We start from the raw sequence: 22,005 nt of genomic DNA on the forward strand, positions 1-22,005 counted from the left end.
GTCGCCAAATTGGCGGCTTTTTTGTTTTAACGATAGATGCCAGTCAATAGTTTAGAATATGAAATTTTCATGTAAATTCATTAAAAAGCTGAAAACAATTCCTTTTTTTAAGCAAAAGAGGGTATTGTTTTTGTTTATAAAATATATGTATTATATATCACTGTACTTTAATTCAATTTAATGTTTATAATAAATTAATAGCCTTAATCTATGTTTTACTACACTCATCTATGATGCTGAAGTTTCTAAGTATCAAGCCTGAACTTCCAGCACTCTCCATTTTTTTTACACTTCCAAGTCTACTTACACACTTTTTATTTCTAACTACATCATGAAACTCAAAAACGATTTACTTTAACATGTCGATTACTGTTTGTTTGTGGCAAGACATTTTGTTGTTTTTGCTGTATCTATTTTAAATACATAGGAATGTGAACATCTGGATCCCATAAAACATTTGTTTTACCGCTTTTTTTATGGTGAGGAAAGGGGTTGGACATGAACCGCATGACTTTGCTTTTTTCGGGACAAGGGTCTCAATATGTCGGGATGGGAGCGACATGGCATGATGGTTTTTCAGAGGCAGGTCACATTTTTGAAGAGGCTGCTGATATTTTGGGGTATGATTTGAAAACTTTATGTATGGAAGGACCCATCTCTCAATTATCAAGAACATCCTACACCCAGCCGGCACTTCTCACGATCAGTGTCATCGCATTCAGACGTTACATGCACGATGTTGGGATTATTCCTGAATTTTCGGCAGGACATAGTTTGGGTGAGTACTCTGCATTGGTAAGCAGCGGAGTCTTGTCGTTTGGCGATGCTTTGCGGGTGGTGCAAGAACGAGGACGCTTTATGGAAGAAGCCTCAGAGGCCGGAGTGGGTTGCATGGTTGCTGTTCGTGGGGCTGATTTAAATCTGCTAGAAGAGCTGTGCGATCATTATGCCGTAACCAGTCAGCCTATTACCATCGCATGTTATAACTCTTCCTATCAATACGTCGTTTCTGGTCATCATGCCTCTGTTGCTGCCGTGGCGGGACAATTAGAGCAACGCGGGTTCCAAATTACCCGTTTGCAGGTAAGCGGCCCTTTTCACAGCCCGCTTATGCAGCATGCTGCTGACCGATTAGCATTGGAACTGCAAAAATATACGTTTCATGAACCACTGTGGCCTGTCATTTCTAATGTTACAGCACTACCATATACGGATGCCAACAGCATTCGTCAAGGTTTGCATTTGCAAATGATCCGTCCAGTGCGGTGGATACAAACGATGCAGTATATGGAGAAACATGGGGTGAAGCAGGGGATTGAATTAGGACCGCGAACGGTGCTGAAAAACTTGGCAAAGGAAACAAACATCGCTTTTGAGGTGCTTTCCTTGGACAGAGACTTGGATCGGATTGAACTGGAACGTCGTTTTTCGATCCGTGATTGGTTGGTCAAACCGCTGGCGGTGGTGGTGTCTACACCCAATGCCAATTGGAATGAGGATGAGTATCATAAGGGGGTTATTTTACCTATTCGCAGGTTGGAAGAGTTACTCAAAAGCATAGAATCGGGCAACTCTTCTTCTGCTTATGAACTAAGACGCGAAGCGCTGGAGTGTATTCGCCTGATATTGCAAACCAAACAAGTATCTGCAGGAGAGCAGGAGGAAGTTTTAGACCTTTTGAGGAGGGATCAGGATGGAACAGTTTCAAACTTTAATTGAAATCATTCAGGACCGAGCCAGTAGAGCTGAAAATGGGATTATTTTCATTTCGGGTGATACACAGGAGGAGTATGTAAGCTACAGTCAACTTCTGGAGCAAGCACTGCAGGTGCTTCATCAATTGCAGGAAAAAGGAGTACAGCCTGGTAATAAGCTAATTATGCAAATTGAAGACAATCATACCTTTGTGAATGTGTTTTGGGGCTGTCTGCTCGGAGGAATCGTCCCCGTACCTGTAAGTATCGGGAATAATGATGAACATAAAATGAAGCTGTTTAAAATCTGGAGTACCCTTACTTGCCCTTACATGATTGCGGATCATAAAGTACTAGAGCAGCTAGAAAAGTATTCTCACCAGCATGAGATGCTGGATTTCTTTGATTCTGTAAAAAAAGCGACCTTTTCTAGTCATGATTTTGATTATTCCGATCAGAACAAAGGGACCATACATGAATCCAGACCGGAGGATTTGGCGTTTATTCAATTTTCCTCTGGTTCAACAGGTGATCCTAAGGGAGTCATGCTGACGCATGAGAATCTCGTATACAATATTCGGGATATCGCCAGTCAAACGGGAATGACTTCAAGTGATGCGTATCTAGGCTGGATGCCACTCACACATGATTTGGGGTTGATCGCTTTTCATTTAACTTGTGTCATCGCCCATGCCAAGCAACTCATTATGCCAACAGCTCTTTTTATAAGACGTCCTTCATTATGGCTAAAAAAGGTGTCGGAGCATAAGGTGACTCAAATCTGTTCTCCTAACTTCGGCTATAAATTTTTCCTTGATCAATATAAATCCAAAACAGCGGATAACTGGGATTTGTCAAGTGTTCGTATGATTTTAAATGGGGCTGAGCCCATATCGGTGGAGCTTTGCCATGTATTTATGGAAGCCATGAGTGTACATGGATTAAATAAAAATATCATGTATCCTGTATACGGCTTGGCAGAGGCCAGCGTAGGTGTCTCCACTCCACCTTTGGATAAAGATAATTTTGTTACCATTCATTTAAATCGGCAGCAGCTGCATGTAGGTGAACCTATAGAAGAAGTAGATTCATCCGATAAGCGTTGTCTTACGTTTGCGGATTTGGGCTACCCCATGGCCAGCACCTCCGTTCGTATTTGTGATGAGCAAAATCAGGTGCTAAAGGACAATGTAATCGGATACACCCAAATTCGCGGCAAAAATGTGACTGCCGGGTACTATAACAATCCTGAGGCTACCGCAAAGGTCAAGACAAAGGATGACTGGCTCATTACCGGAGATTTGGGTTTTATGAGAAACGGACGACTGGTGATTACAGGCAGAGCCAAGGACATTATTTTCGTGAACGGTCAGAACATTTATCCGCATGATATCGAAAGGATTGCAGAGGAACTGGACGGGGTGGATCTGGGGAAAGTAGCTGTCTGCGGTGTACATGATGAACAAACTCGGCAGGATCGTATTGTTGTTTTTGTGATGCACACGAAAAAAATAGAGTTATTTTTGCCACTAGTCCAAAGGCTGAAAAGCCATTTGAATTATCGGGGAGGATGGCATATTCAAGATGTAGTTCCAATCCGCCGTATTCCCAAAACTACTAGTGGAAAGGTTCAGCGCTACAAGCTAGCTCAGAGCTACGAGCAGGGAGAATTTGATGCAGTATTGGCATCCCTGGCGGAGGCCACTCAAATTACACAGGTAGCGAACCATGCCCCTATTCATCAAGGTGAGATCGAGCAAAAACTGATTGGGATTTGCCAAGCTATTTTAAATGTACAGTCAATTGGAACGGAAGACAGCTACTTTGATATCGGCGTAACTTCCTTACAACTCGTTCAGATCGCGGACCAATTAGAGGAACAACTCGGGATTCATATTGAGGTAACGGACTTCTTCTCTTACCCGACTATCGCCAAGCTAGCTGGATATATATCCAGTCAGGATTTAGGTCATAAGGTGATTACAGCACCGCAACCAGAATCCAAAGAGGAGGTAGAGGACCTGGATATTGCTATCATTGGCATGTCCGGCAAGTTTCCTCATGCGGATACACTGGAGCAGTTTTGGGCGAATGTAGCTTCCGGTACAGACCATATCAGTCCATATAGCGACGAAAGAAAAAAGGATGCCGAAGCTTTTATTTCCCGTCTGAATATGGAAGGGAGAAACATGCAAATCGCCGAAGGTGGCTATCTGGATGAAGTGGACAAATTTGACTACACCTTCTTCAAGCTAACTCCACGGGAAGCTTCTCTGATGGACCCGAATCAACGTTTATTTCTGCAAACTGCTTGGAGCACGATTGAGGATGCAGGCTATGGAGGAAAACAGCTGTCGGGGAAAAAGGTAGGAGTGTATGTTGGATTCTCCAAAACCAGCTTTGAATATGAACGATTGTTGTCCGAAGTGGAGCCAGGGGCGATTCCAAACTTTGGCATAGGCAATCTTCCGTCCGTTATCTCCAGTCGGATTGCGTATTTGCTTGATTTAAAAGGCCCGGCACTGACCATTGATACGGCATGCTCCTCGTCACTCGTGGCGGTACATTTGGCGTGTAAGTCGATTTTGAATGGAGACTGCGAGATGGCTTTGGCCGGTGGAGTGAAGACCATTTTGCTGCCGTTGAAAGCTGGCATTGGCATGGAATCCTCCGATGACCGGGCACGAGCATTCGACGATCAGTCGGACGGCACAGGCTGGGGAGAAGGCGTTGGAGCCGTTCTCTTAAAGCCGCTTCGTCAAGCGGAAAAAGACGGAGATCACATTCTGGGTGTGATTAAAGGAAGCGCGATTAATCAGGACGGCAGTACGATTGGAATTTCCGCGCCCAATGCGCTGGCTCAATCAGAAGTCATTTCGCAGGCGTGGCGTGATGCACGGATTGATCCCGAGACAGTGAGTTATATTGAAGCTCACGGTACCGGCACCAAGCTAGGCGATCCCGTTGAGATTAAGGGCATTACCCAGGCATTCCGCAAATTTACACAGCGCAAGCAGTTTGTGGCGATAAGCACAGTCAAAACGAATATTGGGCATTTATACGAAGCTGCTGGGATTGCGGGATTGATCAAATGCGTGCTGTCAATGAAACATCAGCAGATTGCACCGCTCGTTCATTTTCGCACACCGAACAGGAACATCCATTTTGAAGAATCTCCGGTGTATGCCAACACTAGACTGAGGGAATGGAAGACAGACGGATTCCCGAGAAGATGCGGGGTGAGTTCCTTTGGCTTCAGCGGGACAAACTGTCACGTGGTGCTGGAAGAATATATAGCGAAAAAGGGTGCGGACCAAGAAACCACCGACCGAAAAAATGGATCATCGCCATTGCTGCTGACACTATCGGCGCGAACTGAAGGAGCTTTAAGCGAGTTGATTGCACGGTACGTGGATCGCTTTGAACGTGAGGAAGAATTGCCGATGGAGGATGTCTGCTATACAGCTAACACAGGCAGAAGTCACTTAACATATCGAGTGGCTGTGATAGCCGAAGGAGCGAAGGCCCTGAAAGCGAAATTACATCAGCTTCATGAGCAGGGCAAGGCCATTGAAGGTGTATACATTGGGAAAGTAGATAGTAGTGGTGGTACAGAAACAGCCGTCGGAAGCTCGGACACTTTGCAAGCACTGGAGCAAGTAGCAGTGAAGTACGTTCAGGGGGCACAAATAGATTGGGACACGCTATACGCAGGTCACCCGTACAAAAGGATTTCGCTGCCTACGTATCCGTTTGAAAGGAAAAGGTGCTGGATTCATGTTCCAGAACAGGTGCGAGCGGAGCAGACTACACCCGTTTATAAAAATACTATAGTAAGGGAGTCTGAAATTATGGGGAATGAGTATTCGACGTCAGTGTCGTTTACTGAACAGCATAAATCTTCCATTCAACAAAAATTAGCGAAAATGATCGGTAATGTGTCACAACTTAGTCTTGAGGAACTGGAACCGCAAACACATTTTCTAGAACTAGGGCTGGACTCCATTAATTTGTCCCAGGTCCGCCACAGCATCAAGGATACATTCGACCTGGATGTCCCAATGAATGAATTTTTTGAATCGCTGACCACGCTCGAATTGTTGACTAGCTACGTTGCAGATCAGGTGAGTTCCGTTTCTGACGAGGCAGCAGTTGGTGCTCCTGAAAGCCAACCGAAAATACCCCTTAATCGGGTAGATGCTACTACAGTATCAACCTGGACAGGGCAGGATTCCAGCGAAATTGGTACATCGACTCATGGAATAGTTACGTCCGGGCAAGAGCCATTTCAAAGCACAACAGTTATAGCGACTTCTGCTGGTATCGAGCAGATTTTGCAGCAGCAGCTGCACGTGATGTCACAGCAGCTTGATGTGCTCCGAACTCAACCGACTCCTCCGACATCCGTTTCTCAATCATTTCAACCGGAAAGGGATTTGTCGTCAGCAAATAGAGGAAGCGCAGAGATCATTGAAACCAAACAGGAAGTCGCAACTGCATTAGCTACTGTTTCACCGGTACTAGCTGTTCCGAAGAAGACAGGCCATGAAGCAAAACTGTTTACGCCTTATAAAAAGCTGGAGGTCAAAGCCCATGAATTGCTTTCACACCGACAAGAACAACATCTGCAAGAGCTGATTGAGCGCTTTACTGCTCGGACGCGAAGCACCAAGCAGTACACTCAGCAGTATCGGTCTGTCTACGCGAATAACCGTAATGTAGCTGGCTTCCGGCCTATTTTAAAGGAAATGGTCTATCAAATTGTATCTCAACGTGCAGACGGGTCCAAAATTTGGGATTTGGATGGGAATGAATATGTAGATTTGACCATGGGCTTTGGTGTTAATCTGTTTGGACACAATCCAGCCTTTATCCGTGAAAAAATTGAGGCAGAGCTAAAGAACGGCATGTGTGTCGGACCTATGTCCAACATGGCAGGACAAGTCGCCGAGAAGATTTGCAAGCTGACCGGTGTAGAAAGGATCGCTTTGTACAATTCCGGCACTGAGGCGGTTATGGTTGCTCTTCGTTTGGCGCGTGCTGCCACCGGGCGAGCCAAAGTAGCCATTTTTGCCGGCTCCTATCACGGTACATTCGATGGGGTGCTTGCGTTGGGTAGCGCTGGCAACAATAAGGAGCATTCCACACCTCTTGCGCCTGGCATTTTGCAGCACATGGTGGACGATATCGTTGTACTTAACTATGGAACGGATGAATCGCTGGATTATATACGCACACATGGGCATGAGCTGGCTGCTGTGCTTGTGGAACCAGTGCAAAGCCGTCGTCCCGATTTTCAGCCGAAAGTCTTTTTGCAGGAGGTTCGCCAATTCACGGAGCAATCCGGTACAGCTTTTATTTTTGATGAAGTGATTACAGGCTTCCGAATTCAACCGGGAGGCGCTCAAGCGTGGTTTGATGTACAAGCTGACCTTGTGACCTACGGTAAAGTTATTGGCGGAGGGATGCCGATCGGTATCGTAGCAGGGAAAGCCGCCTTTATGGATGGGATTGACGGAGGCACCTGGAGCTTCGGAGATAATTCCTATCCTCAGAATGAGCACCGGCGAACCTTTGTAGCTGGTACGTTCTGTCATCACCCGCTGGCGATGGCGGCATCCCTAGCAGTGTTGAATTATTTGGAAAACCACGGCGAACAGCTGCAAAATCAGTTGAACAGCCGTACTTCGGCGTTGGCAGCAGAGTTAAATAGTTACTTTACCCATGAGCAGATACCCATGAAGATTGTTCACTTTGGTTCACTATTTCGCTTCGTACTCAAGGGTGATCTGGAGCTTTTCTTCTATCACATGCTGGAAAAGGGTATTTACATCTGGGAAGGGCGGAATTGCTTCTTGTCGACCGCTCATACGGAGGAAGATATTGCGCGGATCATACAAGCTGTCAAGGACAGTGTAGATGAGCTGCGTAAAGGGGGCTTCTTGCCTGATCTGACCCCGATCGGGAAAGGCCTAGGTCCAGGTAAGCGAAGTGTGTATATAGCTGACCCTTCAGAAGTATCGACAGTGGATGTGGATGAAACGGTCATTCCACTAACCCCGGATCAAAGGCAGTTCTGGTTCGCTTAATGTCAAGAAACGAAGTGACTTCTTAACATGCGAACTTATATTAATGTGAGACGTTAAGTGAATTGGCCAATCCCGTATTATTTTGCCGAAAAATTAAGTAAAGTGCACCTCGGCGTCTTTACGCTCCAAATTTGATAAAATGTCAGGTTCTATTCTTAGGACTTGGCATTTTTAGTAGTGCAGGTACCAATTATAAAAAAGCCAGTGGAAGAAAATCGCAATTGGGCTGTGAGGCTGCGCTGAATCGACAACAAAGGTCATATTTTGCAAGTGGTTGTAATCGCACGTAAAGGGCAGAGCAACCATATTAAAGCCTTTGAGTCTTTAATTTGAGCTTTGAGTGTCGTGAATTTTAAAGTTTATGAGGACGCATGTCAGCGGGTAAAAGAAAAGATTTGAGTTTTTAAGAATCAATACTGGAAAAAAACTATATCCTGCATAATAAGTTGAATAAAAGAATTTAGCCATTAATGGTTTAATAAAACAAATTAGATCCTCGCTTTAACAGATGGATAATTATATTTTATTAGTATGAAGATGGTTTTCTTATACAGTGGACCGTTCATATTTACCTTCCTATGAGAGAACTCTATCTCTACCCCTAGCTAGGTTGTATCGTACTTTTTAGGCTAGCGTCACAGCTGAAAAGGATAAAATTATTCCTTGAATCCCCCATAGTAAAGGAGTCTGAAAAGATGGTGAATGAGTATTTCTCGACGGAATCTGCTTCCAATCCGCAAAAATCTACGATTGCTAATAAACTGTCAAAAATAATCGAAAGTGTATCCCAACTCAGTCCAGACGAATTAGAGCCGCAAAAACATTTTTTAGAACTGGGTTTAGACTCTATTCTTCTATCTCAGGTTAGACACAGCATTAAAAGTACGTTTGGCTTGGATATCCCGATGAACGAGTTTTTTGAATCACTGACTACGCTGGAGTTGCTGACAAACTATATTGCTGATAGGGTAACCTCGACCTCTGAAGAATTGACCCGGAATTCGGAGGAGCTTCAGTTGACTGCGTCGTCCAGTGTCACCTCTTCGGTGCCTTCCGTCTTGCCGGACTGGAGTCAAAAATCCACTATCCCTATAGAAGATCCTGCATCCCATGAAAGCAAGCTATCAAATAAGGATATATTTGCGGGGAGAGAACGAATTTTAGAAATGCAACTTCAACTCATGTCGCAGCAGATGGAAATACTGTGTCAATCTCGGCTTGCACCAGTGGCAATGCCTGAATCGCATTCACTACAAACTGCTGTCGAGCCTCAGACATCCGCGATGAAGGAGGTAGCTGCCACAGTTACTTCTGTTTCCCCCGTACAAGCTTCCATGTCAGCTGTTTTGCCAGACAGAAAAAAAACGAAAGCATTTGTTCCCTATCAAAAAATAAATGTACAAACCCATAATTCACTTTCACTTAGGCAGGAAAAGCATCTGCAAAAGCTGATTGAACATTACACGATGCGCACACGAAAAACCAAAGAATATACTCAGCAATACAGATCTGTATACGCCAATAACCGGAATGTGGCCGGATTTAGGTTTGCTCTCAAGGAAATGGTGTATCAGATTATATCCCAACGTGCAGAGGGTTCTAAAATTTGGGATTTGGATGGTAATGAATATATTGATTTGACGATGGGGTTTGGGGTCAATTTGTTTGGTCACAACCCATCCTTTATTCGTGAATCGATAGTAAAGGAAATACATAACGGGATGTGCCTTGGACCGATGTCTAATATGGCCGGGCAGATTGCTGAAAAAATTTGCAAAATGACAGGCATGGAACGAATTGCGCTATATAACTCGGGGACAGAGGCGATTATGGTCGCTCTTCGGTTAGCACGGGCTGCCACCGGGCGGGATAAAGTGGTGATTTTTTCTGGTTCCTATCACGGTACCTTTGATGGAATATTGGCATTGGGGGGAGCAACGGATGACAGGGAACAACATTCCACTCCTCTGGCACCTGGTGTACTACAGCACATGGTGGACGATGTCGTTGTGCTCAGCTATGGAACGGACGAGTCACTCCAATATATCCGCTCCCATGCCCATGCACTGGCTGCTGTTCTCATAGAGCCAGTGCAGAGTCGCCGCCCTGATTTCCAGCCCGCAGCTTTTCTGAAGGAAGTACGCCAGATTACGGAGCAATCCGGGACCGCGTTCATTTTTGATGAGGTAATTACGGGCTTCCGTATTCAGCCGGGGGGTGCGCAGGCGTGGTACGGCATTGAAGCCGACCTTGTAACTTACGGTAAAATCATTGGCGGCGGTCTTCCGATCGGTATCGTGGCAGGGAAAGCATCGTTCATGGATGGAATTGATGGAGGAATGTGGAGCTTCGGAGATGACTCTTATCCACCGCATGAGCAACAGCGAACGTTTGTAGCAGGAACTTTTTGCCATCACCCCTTGGCTATGGCAGCTTCGCTGGCCGTACTAGAGCGGTTGGAGAAGGACAGGGGGCAACTGCATAACGAGCTGAATAGTCGTACGAAGGCGCTCGCAGCAGAACTGAACCACTATTTTACGGAGGAACAGATACCTATAAAGGTCGTTTACTTCGGTTCCTTGTTCCGCTTCGTCCTTAAAGGTGACTTGGAACTATTCTTCTATCACATGCTGGATAAAGGAATTTATATATGGGAAGGCCGTAACTGTTTTTTGTCAACGGCTCATACTTCGGAAGATATGGAGCGAATTGTACAGGCAATTAAAGAGAGCGTTAATGAGCTGCGCAAAGGAGGATTTCTGCCGGATCTGCACCCTCATGAAAGCGATCTAAACAAGGCTTTTTTTCCTGAAACTGCAACTGCAGACCTTAAGGAATCGACGATTAAGCTGACTCCGGATCAGAAGCAGTTATGGTTCGCCTCAGTCTCGGATTCAAAGGGGTCGGAGTCGCTTCATGAGACTGTTTTACTGCGTTTCCGGGGCCCGCTACATGTTAAGGAATTTAATGAGGCTGTCCATCACATCGTTGAGCGCCACGAAGCCTTACGCACCTTTATGGGGGAGGACGGAGAAACGCAGATCATCGCCCGGGCAATGACTGTCAGCATTCCGCTACATGATATCAGCAGTCTTTCTGGAGAGGAGCAGAAACACGATATCCGTGCTTGGATGGAGAAGGACAGGGAGACCGTATTCCCAATAAGTGCGGGGGAACCTTTATTCCGTATCCAGCTTTTAAAAACGTCGAATGAGAAGCACATCGCTGCATTTACATTTCATCATCTGATTGCAGATGGCTGGTCCATCGGTGTGTTTTTCCATGAACTGGAACAACTTTATTCCGCTTGTGTACGGGGCGAACGCTGCACGCTTCCCGATCCTGTTCCGTTCCGAGTTTTCGCAGCATGGCAGCAAAACCAGTTAGAGGCAGGTGGAGCAGCTGCCCTTGCTTTTTGGTCGGATGTACTTGCGAAGCCATTGCCAGTTCTTGACTTGCCGTCTCTCCAACGCAACATCAGCTCTCCTTCTTCGCGCGGAGCACGGCACACCATTGTGGTGGATGCGCCTCTGGTGAAGCAACTGAAATCAGTCAGTATTCGGCTGGGCAACAGCTTATTTGTGACTTTATTGTCTGCTTTTCAGCTTTTCTTGCACAGACTGACAGGCCAAAATCAAATCATAGTAGGTATTCCAACCGCAGGGCAATCTCATATGGGTGTGTCCCCGCTAATTGGCCACTGCGTTAACTTACTTCCAGTGATTTGTGAGGTAGACTCTGGAGCAACGTTCACGGAATTCACGCAGACGGTCAAGCGAGTAATGCATACGCTGGATGCTTATCAGAAATACAGCTTTGCCGGACTTGCCCAGCTAGGATTAAGCCATTTGCCCATTCTTAAGGTGTTGTTCAATATGGATAGGCCCATTCCGGAGTTTCACTATTACGGACTGGAAACAGAATTGTTGGAACATGAAATATTGTCCTGTCAGTATGAGTTGTTCCTGAATGTTACGGAGTCTGGTCAGCAATTGCGGCTTGATTTTGACTATGCTGCGAGTCTTTTTCAACAAGACACTATAGAGGTATGGGCGCAATACTTTTTACATCTGCTGAGCTCGATTGTGCAGGAAGACGGAATGCGTGTATCTGCGCTGTCTTTGCTTCGAAGTACGCAAAGGGAGCGGCTTCTGGAAGTGTGGGCGACACACTCGGATTCTAAAGGGAATTATCCTTGTGTCTTGGATAAATATAAACATCCGTCTCCTACGGGTACCATCGGACAAGTATATTTGGCCACATCCGCTGGTTTACTGGGAACGACGCTGGAATGGGCTTATGTTGAGGTTGGAGGGAGAATTCGACATATTGGTGCAGTTAACCGAGATGTTCTTATTCGCGGGCATCAAGTGAATCTTGAGCAGATAGAGAAACATCTTTTGCGAGCACTGGATTTGGATGCCTGTGTTTTGACGGCACGGAAAGACGGCGAGAGCAGTAACTCATCGTATCTAGTGGCTTATATAGTGGACAATAATTCTAATTCGTGGGATATAGCGAAGCTGAAAGAGAGTGTAAGCTCAATACTTCCTGATTATGGGCAACCTCGCTTTTGGGTTTTGATGGATAGCATCCCTCTTTTGGCTGATGGGAAGCCGGATTTTCAATCATTACCGAAACCAGAAGATATCAGGATAGAGGACTCGCAGAAGCAGGTTTCTGACGGTAATATGATTGAGGACAAACTGATATCCATATGTAAGGAAGTTTTGAATGTATCTAATATCGGATACAACGATAATTTTTTTCAAATGGGTGGAGACTCCTTAAAAGCGACTGTTATTTTAAGCAGAATTAACAAGGAATTCGAAGTATATATTCCGCTGGTACAAATTTTACATTTGCAAACGATTGCACAACTGGCGGCACATGTAAAAGGAGGACAAAAGCGAAAGTTTGAGCCGCTTGTTCCGGCAGATTTACAGCCCTTTTATCCGGTATCTCCCGCTCAAAAAAGAATGTATGTGCTGGATCAACTGGGTGGAGGTGCAGCGTATCATGTATCGGGTCAACTGCATATAGAGGGAGAGTTACACGTTTCCAGGTTCATTGATGCAGTGAAGGAGGTTTTTTCACGGCATGAATCCTTTCGGACGTATTTTGAGATAGTAGACGGGGAAACCGTGCAGAAGGTACAGGATGTGCTTTCACTGAACATTCCTGTTACTCCAATTTCCGAAGAGGATGCTAGTCACGCCCATGAACTGTTTATTCAGCCTTTTGACCTGAGTAAGGCTCCTTTAATTCGTGCTGAACTGTTCGCAATCCATCGTGACCAGTTTATGTTGCTGATCGATATGCACCATATCATTTCAGACGGCTTCTCAATGGCAGTATTAATGGATGAGATCAGCACGCGGTATCAGGGTATGCCACTTGCCCCCATTGACGTGCACTACAAAGACTATGTCGTTTGGCAAAAACAACATTATGCCGGAGACAGCCAAGCAAAGGATGAAGCATTTTGGTTAGACACGTTGGACGGCGAGCTCCCTGTATTGGACCTGCCAACTGACTTTGCTCGTCCGCCAAGTCAGAGCTTCGCAGGGGACAGCCTTACCGTCAATGTGCAATCCGAGCTGACGGAAAGACTTAATCAATTGTCAAGAGACACGGGACCAACGCTCTTTATGGTGCTTTTAGCAGCTTATAATGTGCTGTTAAGCAAATACTCCGGGCAAGAGGACATCCTTGTAGGTACGCCGGCAGCGGGTAGAGGGCATGCGGATACGGAAGCGATGATCGGCATGTTTGTGAATACTTTAGTTCTCCGTAATCGACCGCTAGCGTCCCAGCCATTCAGTGCTTTCCTGGAGGACGTCAAACATAACACTCTGCTTGCGTTGGAGCACCAGGAATATCCATTTGAACAACTGGTCGACAAACTGGATCGAGTACGCGATGTAAGCCGCAATCCCATCTTTGATACGATGTTCAGTCTGCAAAATAAGGGAACAGAGGTCATTGAATTCGAGGGACTTCGTTTGCAACCGAATGAGTTTAATGCAGGGGTATCGAAGTTCGATCTTTCATTACATGTAACGGAAACTCAAGACCATTTAACTTTCACCTGGGAGTATTCGACCAGCCTGTTTAAGTTGGAGACGATTGAGCGATTTGCCCTCCATTATATAAAAGTGTTGGAAATCGCAACTCAAGATGTCGGAATTCGCTTGGCTGACATGGATATGCTGACAGAAGAAGATAAGCACTTATTACTATATGAGTTCAACAACACCTCTGCCTATTTTCCGCGGGATGCAACGATTCATGGAAGGTTTGAGCAGCAGGTTAGCAGGACTCCAGATGACATGGCAATCATATTTGGAGGTAAGTGTATGACTTACCAAGAGTTGAATGAGCTGGCGAATCGTTTAGCGCGAACGTTGCGGGCGGAAGGAGTGGGACCGGATCAGCCGGTGGGGATTATCGCTCAGCGTTCACCTGAGATGATGATCGGCATCTATGCAATTCTAAAAGCGGGTGGAGCTTATGTACCCATTGACCCGGGATACCCACAAGAAAGAATTCAATATATGCTTGAAGATTCAAGAACACAACTGGTGCTGACACAACCACAGTTTGCAGAACAGCTGAAGCAATATGCGGACTGCAAGGTAATGGTGTTGGATTATGCTTCCACGATCATGGCTTTGCAAGCGTCCAGGTCGACGGAGCCTATGACAGACTGCATGAGTAGCTGGCATGAAGATGCCTCCAACCTTACGCCTCTAGCAGAACCCAACCATGCGGCCTATATCATCTATACTTCCGGTTCCACAGGGAAACCGAAAGGGGTTATTGTTGAGCACCGCTCCGTCGTGAATCGGCTCTGCTGGATGCACAATAGATATGGGCTGAACGTAGAAGATACGATTTTGCAAAAAACTGCCTTTACTTTTGACGTATCCGTATGGGAGTTGTTCTGGTGGTCGATGGTGGGCTCTAAAGTAAGCTTGTTGCCAATCGGCGGAGAAAAGTCTCCCGAACAGATCCTGATCACGATTAATGAAGACAAGGTAAGCACCCTTCATTTTGTACCCGCGATGCTGCATATTTTTCTGGAATATCTGGAGCAGCAACCAAGGGAAGTCGTGCAAGCCAAATTGAAAACGCTAAAACATGTATTTGCCAGCGGCGAAGCATTGCCTCCTCAGCAGGTGGCGCGTTTCTATCGAATCATGTCAGGGATTGGAAGCGCAAAACTAATTAACTTGTATGGTCCAACAGAAGCTACTGTAGACGTTTCATTCTTTGAGTGCGAGCCTGTGGAAGAGCACTCGGTGATCCCGATCGGTAAACCGATTGATAATATTCATTTGTATGTTGTACAGGAAGGCACGGAGCGATTGCAACCGATTGGAGCGGTGGGAGAACTTTGTATCAGTGGTATAGGAGTAGCCCGGGGCTATCTTAATCGACCGGAATTGACAAAGGAGAAGTTCGCTACCAATCCGTTTAACAGCGGAGCGGAGGGTTATGAGCGGATGTACCGCACAGGAGATTTGGCGCGTTGGATGCCTGACGGCAACATTGAATATCTGGGACGGATCGATCAACAGGTTAAAGTAAGAGGATACCGCATTGAACTGGGTGAGATTGAAGCGCAGTTGCTGTCTGTAGACGGAATCCAGTCAGCAGTGGTCGTAGCGCGGGAAAACAAAGACGGCTACAAGGACTTGTGTGCATACTTTGTGGCTTCTGAGCCATTAAGTCCGCTGGACGTGCAGAATGCGCTCAAGCAGAAGCTGCCGTTTTATATGATTCCAGCATATGTGGTGCCTCTGCCGCAGCTTCCTCTTACGGTCAATGGAAAAACGGACCGAAAAGCGTTACCTGAGCCGGACCGACATGACTCTTTACAAACGGATTATGTTGCTCCGAGAAATGATGTCGAAAGGGCGCTGGTCGTGGTATGGCAAGACGTTTTGGGATGTGGCCATATAGGCGTTCGAGATCATTTTTTTCTGCTTGGCGGCGATTCTATTAAAGCCGTTCAGGTTGCCTCACGTCTGCGTCAGCATGGTTATTCCCTTGACATTTCATTTTTGATGGAGCACCCGTTCATTGAGGATATCAGCAAGCTTGTGACAACTTTGTTCCGCTACAGAGACCAGAATTCGATACATGGAGAGATTCCAATAACATCGATTCAGCGGCAGTTGAATGAACTGGGTACATTTTACACCTTGCGGACGGCGACATCCATGCTATTTACAGCTAACCCGGACTTCGATGAGGATCTATTGCGATCTGTGCTGCAAACATTAACTACTCATCACGAGGGACTGCGGCTTGGTCTGGCGTCGATCGACGAACCGTCTACCCTTATATACCGAGATGAAAATGAAGAACTGTTCACACTTGATGTGTTCTCTCTTGCAGATGATGACCATGAAGCTAGCAAGCAATTACAGAGCGAATGCTTCCGGATTCAAAACAGTTATGGAATGTTTGAGGGACCCAGAGTACGCGCAGGCTTATTCCGGATGTCGGGCTCTGACCAGTTCTTCCTTTCTGTAGATCCGCTAGTGGCTGATCCCACATCTTGGCGTATCCTGCTTGAGGATTTCACAACTGCCTATGAACAAGCTCTTAACGGGGAACCGATGGTGCTTCCTGACAAAACAGATTCTTACCACTCCTGGATGCGGTGGCTAGAAGACTATGCAGACAGCAAAAAGCTGGCCAAAGAGAAACTCTACTGGCTGGATAAGGTTAATTTCGATGGAGAATTTATACCGAAGGACCATGAGACATCTGCACATTTCGAAACACTTCGTCCAGTAGAAAATTGCATCATACAGCTTTCGGACGAGAAAACAAGCCAACTGTTGACACGGGCTAACCAAACCTATAATACGGTGAGCGCTGAGTTACTGCTTGCTGCACTGGGACTGACTATAGTGGAATGGTCCGGACAGTCTAAAATTGCCATTGGATTTGAACATTATGATCGGGAGCAACAAACGGTGACTTCGGACAAACCGGACCTTTCAAGAACCGTAGGTCAATTCGGTTCCATATATCCGCTTGTTCTGGATATAGAGCCTGGGGAAGGCAGTTCTCTGTTGCTCAGAAACGTAAAGGAGACGATCCGGCAAGTACCCAACCAGGGTTTAGGATATGGATTACTAAAATATGGTTCTGCAACCTCCGGCAGATCGGAATTTAATGCTAAGTATTACCCGGAAATTGGCTTCCGCTTGATTCATTCTGAATCGGTCAGTTCCTCTCACTTTCATACATCGCCTATGGATGTTGAATTATGGTCCGGACAGAATTGTAGCATTTCAGATTTAGCCTATCCCCTCTATCTGGATGGGTGGATGAAAGACGGTAAGCTTTCCATCTGCATGCTTTATAACCGTCACGCGTATGAAGCAGATACTATCCGAATGCTTCTGTTGCGTTTTGAACATCATTTGTCGGGCATTATTCAGCATTGTCTGGACCAATCCGGACGGCAACTAACACCATCGGATGTGGGAGCACGTGGTTTGGATCTGGATGAGTTTGAAGACATGAAGCAGTTTTATGAGAATCTATAAGGATTCGTACGAGGAGGATATCCATGATCAAAGGACTTGAAATTGAAAAAGTGGTCAACTTGACTCCCTTACAGGAAGGAATGCTCGTCCATGCACTGATGGAACCAGAATCACAGGCTTATTACGAGCAATTACGTATTTCTATTCGAGGAGATCTGGATTGGAATGCCCTACAAAAAAGCTTTCAGTTACTGGTTCAGCGTCATGAAACGCTGCGCTCGAACATTTATCATAAATCCGCTTCTCGTTCGCGGCTGATTGTCTTTAAAAAGCGAAACACGGCGATTACTTACGAAAATATGACAGAGCTGACCGGAAAGGAGCAAGCCGACGCTATTCGTAGATTTATGGATGTGGACCGTAACAGCCATTACGATTTGAGCAGGGATATGCTCATCCGGATGGCTGTACTTCAAACGGATAAAGATGCTTATACGTTGCTTTTAAGTTTTCACCATATTATTATGGACGGCTGGTGTCTTGGCATCATAATGGACGAGTTGTTAACGGCCTATGAAGCTTATCGTACAGGCCGTTCCGTTCAATTGCCTGAACCACGACCTTACACCGGGTATGCCGACTGGCTTGAAGAACAGGATCAGGAGGCGGCCAAGGACTACTGGCGTTCTGAATTACAAGGTTACGAACAAACGGCTGGACTTCCGATGCTAAAAACTCCAGCTACAACTCCTGAAAAAGGCGGCTATCTGCTGCAGGAATATAGAACCACGCTGACGGAAACAGAGACCAGCACTTTGCGTACGATTGCTGAATGCAATGGGACCACGCTTAGCAGTCTTTTTCTGGCCGCCTGGGGAATTGTACTTGGTCGTTACAACGGAAGCAAGGACGTAGTTTTTGGCACGGTGGTATCTGGCCGCCCGTCGGAATTGGATGAAGTAGAGCGAATTGTGGGATTGTTCATTAATACCATTCCATTACGAATTAGATTAAATGAAGAAAAGAGTTTTGTTGAATTATTGCGCGATGTCCAGAGAGCCTCTGTCCAAGGAAGGATGAACGGATACTGTTCACTTGCTGAAATCCAGTCGCAATCTGCACTGAAGCAACGCTTGCTCGATCATATCGTTGTATTCGAGAACTATCCGCTGGAAAACATGGTCGGGAGACGGGACTGGCAAGACAAACTCGGATTCATTATTGAAGACGCCCGGTTATTCGAAGAAATACCGTATGACTTTAATATTGAAGTTGAAGACAAGAAGGCAATGAGTTTCATATTGTCCTATAACGGCAAGGTCTATAGCAGTGAAGCGATGAAGCATCTGGCCCATCATTTGAAGCATGTCTTCCTCCAAATTGCCAGCAATCCAGATGTTTGTCTCCGTGATGTTCGGCTGTTAACAACCGAAGAAGAGGCTACTTTGACGAAAATATGGAGCGGACCCGTTGTCCAGTTTCCTGCACTTACTTTTCACGAGATATTCGAAGCGCAGACGGAGCGTACACCAGAACGAGCGGCCGTCATATATGAAGATACGATGCTCACTTACAGACAACTTAATGATAGGGCAGACGCTCTTGCCCATCTTTTGCAGAAGCGTGGAATTACACGGGAGAGTCTGGTCGCTGTCATGGTTGACAGGTCTGTTGAGATGATAGTGGCGGTGCTGGGAATTATGAAATCAGGAGCTGCCTATGTACCAGTAGATCCCGTGTATCCAGAAGAACGTATTGAATATATGCTGCGTGACTGCGGAACGACGATTGTGCTTACGCAATCTCACCTGACGGGCTGGCTGAAAACAATGGATTTTATGGGCGAGGTAGTCGATCTCGCTACGTTGCCACTCCAGCCCGAGATGGATTTGGACAAGCAGTATATCTCCACATATGAGCCTGGCTCTTTGGCGTATGTCATTTATACATCGGGTACCACAGGTAAGCCAAAAGGCGTTATGGTTGAACATCAACAATATGTTAACACTGCACTCGGCTACAGACACAGCCAAGGATTCAAAGATTTTCCAGTTAAGCTACTGCAAATTGCCAGCATGTCGTTTGATGTGTTTGCATGCGATTTGGCCAAGGTATTTGTCAATGGAGGTACCTTAGTCATTTGTCCTGAAAACGTGAGAAATGATCCAGCTGCCCTGGCTACACTGTTGGAGCAGCAGGAGATTACTACGTTTGAGACGCCTCCTGTGCTTTTAGCTCTGCTATTGAATTACATCTATGAGCACGGTACAAATATCAGTTCCCTAAAGCTGCTTACTACTGGAGCAGATAGCTTGGCTGTTGCAGATTACCGTAAGATGTTGACCCGTTTTGGTAGCAAGATGCGAATTATTAATACCTATGGAGTTACCGAAGCCGCAATCGAATCTAGCTTTTATGAGGACGAGCTGGAAAAATTGCCGCTGTCCGGTATTGTCCCTATCGGCAGAGCTCTACCGAATCATAAGCTATATATTGTTGATGACAGGATGCGTCCGGTCCCTGTCGGTGTAACGGGCGAGCTGTGTATTGGTGGAGCTTCTGTAGCACGGGGATATCTGAACAGACCGGAGCTTTCGGCTGAGAAATTCATGTCTGATCCTTTCTCGCCCGGTGGACGCTTGTATCGTACGGGGGACCTGGCACGCTGGAAGCCAGATGGGAATATAGATTTTATCGGGCGAGCTGACTACCAATATAAAATTCGCGGATACCGGATTGAGCCTGGAGAAATTGAATCTATTTTGCTCGAAACGGAAGGAGTACGCCAGGCGGTTGTTGTTGATCGACTGGACAAAGCGGGACAAAAGTACTTATGTGCCTATGTTGCAGGTGCAGCTGAGAAAGACATGCTGCGAGATAAACTGGCTCAGCAGTTACCAGTCTACATGGTTCCAACCCAAATCATTGTATTGAAACAGTTGCCATTGACCCATAACGGGAAAATAGACCGATCCAATCTGCCCGAACCGGATGAAATAGCATTGTTGGATAGTGTGTATGAGGCACCACAGGATGAATTGGAAAAAACAATCGCTTTGATCTGGGAAGAAGTGATTGGCGTTAAACCAATTGGATTACACAACAACTTTTTCGAGCTTGGCGGGGACTCGATTAAAGCATTGCAAATTGCAATCCGCTTAAATGCCAAAGGCCTGAAAATGGAAGTAAAGGACTTATTCCGTTACCCTGAAATTCACTTGATAGCACCGTTTATAAAAAAAATCACCCGTATCATTCCCCAGGGGATTGTAGAAGGTGAGGTAGAATTGACACCTATTCAACTCGATTTTTTTCAGCATCATCGGAGAGATCGTCACCATTATAATCAGGCAGTCATGCTGCAAAATGATAGAGGATGGAATGAATTATGGCTGAAAAACGCTATGGACAAGCTGGTAGCTCATCACGATGCATTACGCATCATTTTTGTGGAAGAGGAAAAGGGAACCACCGCCTATAACAGGGGAGTGAACGAAGGTGAGTTCTTTACATTAACGAGCTATGATTTGACACAATCAAGCCAGCCTGAAGAAGAAATACGACACATTGGTGATGAGCTGCAAAGCAGTTTGGATCTGCAACGAGGTCCTCTCATACGTTTGGCTTTATTCCATTTATCCGGTGAAGATCATCTGATGATCGTTATCCACCATCTTATTGTAGACGGTGTGTCTTGGAGAATTTTGCTGGAAGATTTGGGCACCGCCTATGATCAGGTAGCTCGCGGTGAGATGCCGAATCTGCCCGCCAAGACTGATGCTTACAAAGAGTGGGCTTCAGGACTGACCACTTACGCCGAAAGTGTACAGGTACGCCAAGAAATCAGCTACTGGAACAATGTAGATCCACGCAGGATACGTCGGTTGCCAAGAGATCATGAAATCGCGGTTAGCCTGATGCAAGATCGACGCCAAGCGGAGGTGGTACTCAGCAGGGATGAGACGGAAAAGCTATTGAAGCATGTACATCATGCCTATCATACGGAAATGAATGATCTGTTGCTTACAGCCTTGGGCCTGGCTTTTTATGAATGGAGCGGTTACAACGAAATCCCGATTTTGCTGGAGGGACACGGCAGGGAGGAGATCATTAAAGATTTGGACATCTCTCGTACAGTCGGCTGGTTTACCTCCCTGTATCCCTTTGTAATCGAGGTCAACAGACCCGAGAACTTGGCCTATCAGATCAAAATGGTTAAAGATAAGCTGCGGCGGGTGCCTAATAAGGGCGTCGGTTATGGTATTTTACGTTATTTGACCAAGGACCAGACTAAAGCCGCTTCTCTAGTCGCTGCACCATTCCTGGAAATCAGCTTCAATTATTTGGGACAATTCGACGAAGAAAACAAGACAGACATGCCTTGGCGTATTTCCCGATTAGCAGACTTAGCCAATGATGAGAGAAGCCCGCGTGCGGAAAAGACGAACACATTTGACATTAACGGCATGATCACGAACGGAATCCTTCGGTTTGAATTTGAATATAACGGGCTTGAATATGGTGTAGCGACGGTAGAGCGATTAACGATCGGCTTTAAAAAACATCTATTGAATATTATCCATCATTGTTGCACTAAAGATCAGGCGGAGCGCAGCCCTACGGATTTTACATATAATCAATTGTCTATGGGGCAATTTGAACAAATATCAAGCCGATTATCGGATAAGCTGGGAAATCTGTTGAAATAAA

At 45.9% G+C, this 22,005-nt stretch carries 4 protein-coding genes; all 4 read left to right on the forward strand.

Annotated features, from left to right (window positions below):
• The first annotated feature begins 498 nt into the window (after positions 1–498).
• Positions 499–1,719 carry an ACP S-malonyltransferase gene (fabD, locus tag NLX74_RS20765; protein ID WP_254329848.1) on the forward strand — a complete coding sequence of 407 codons (1,221 nt, stop codon included), beginning with the start codon at positions 499–501 and terminating at the stop codon, positions 1,717–1,719.
• Positions 1,694–7,783 (forward strand): aminotransferase class III-fold pyridoxal phosphate-dependent enzyme, encoded by a 6,090-nt coding sequence (locus NLX74_RS20770; protein WP_254329849.1) that lies wholly within the window; start codon positions 1,694–1,696, stop codon positions 7,781–7,783. Before fabD ends, NLX74_RS20770 begins: the two co-directional genes overlap by 26 nt.
• Positions 7,784–8,481: 698 nt before the next feature.
• Entirely contained in the window at positions 8,482–17,355 is an 8,874-nt protein-coding gene (locus NLX74_RS20775) for an amino acid adenylation domain-containing protein (protein ID WP_483311661.1), read from the forward strand.
• 23 nt (positions 17,356–17,378) lie between these two features.
• Positions 17,379–22,004, forward strand: coding sequence for a non-ribosomal peptide synthetase (locus tag NLX74_RS20780; RefSeq protein ID WP_254329851.1), 4,626 nt, complete (start codon positions 17,379–17,381; stop codon positions 22,002–22,004).
• Position 22,005 lies beyond the last annotated feature (1 nt).

It is taken from the genome of Paenibacillus sp. MZ03-122A (assembly GCF_024213325.1).
Taxonomy (GTDB): domain Bacteria; phylum Bacillota; class Bacilli; order Paenibacillales; family Paenibacillaceae; genus Paenibacillus; species Paenibacillus polymyxa_B.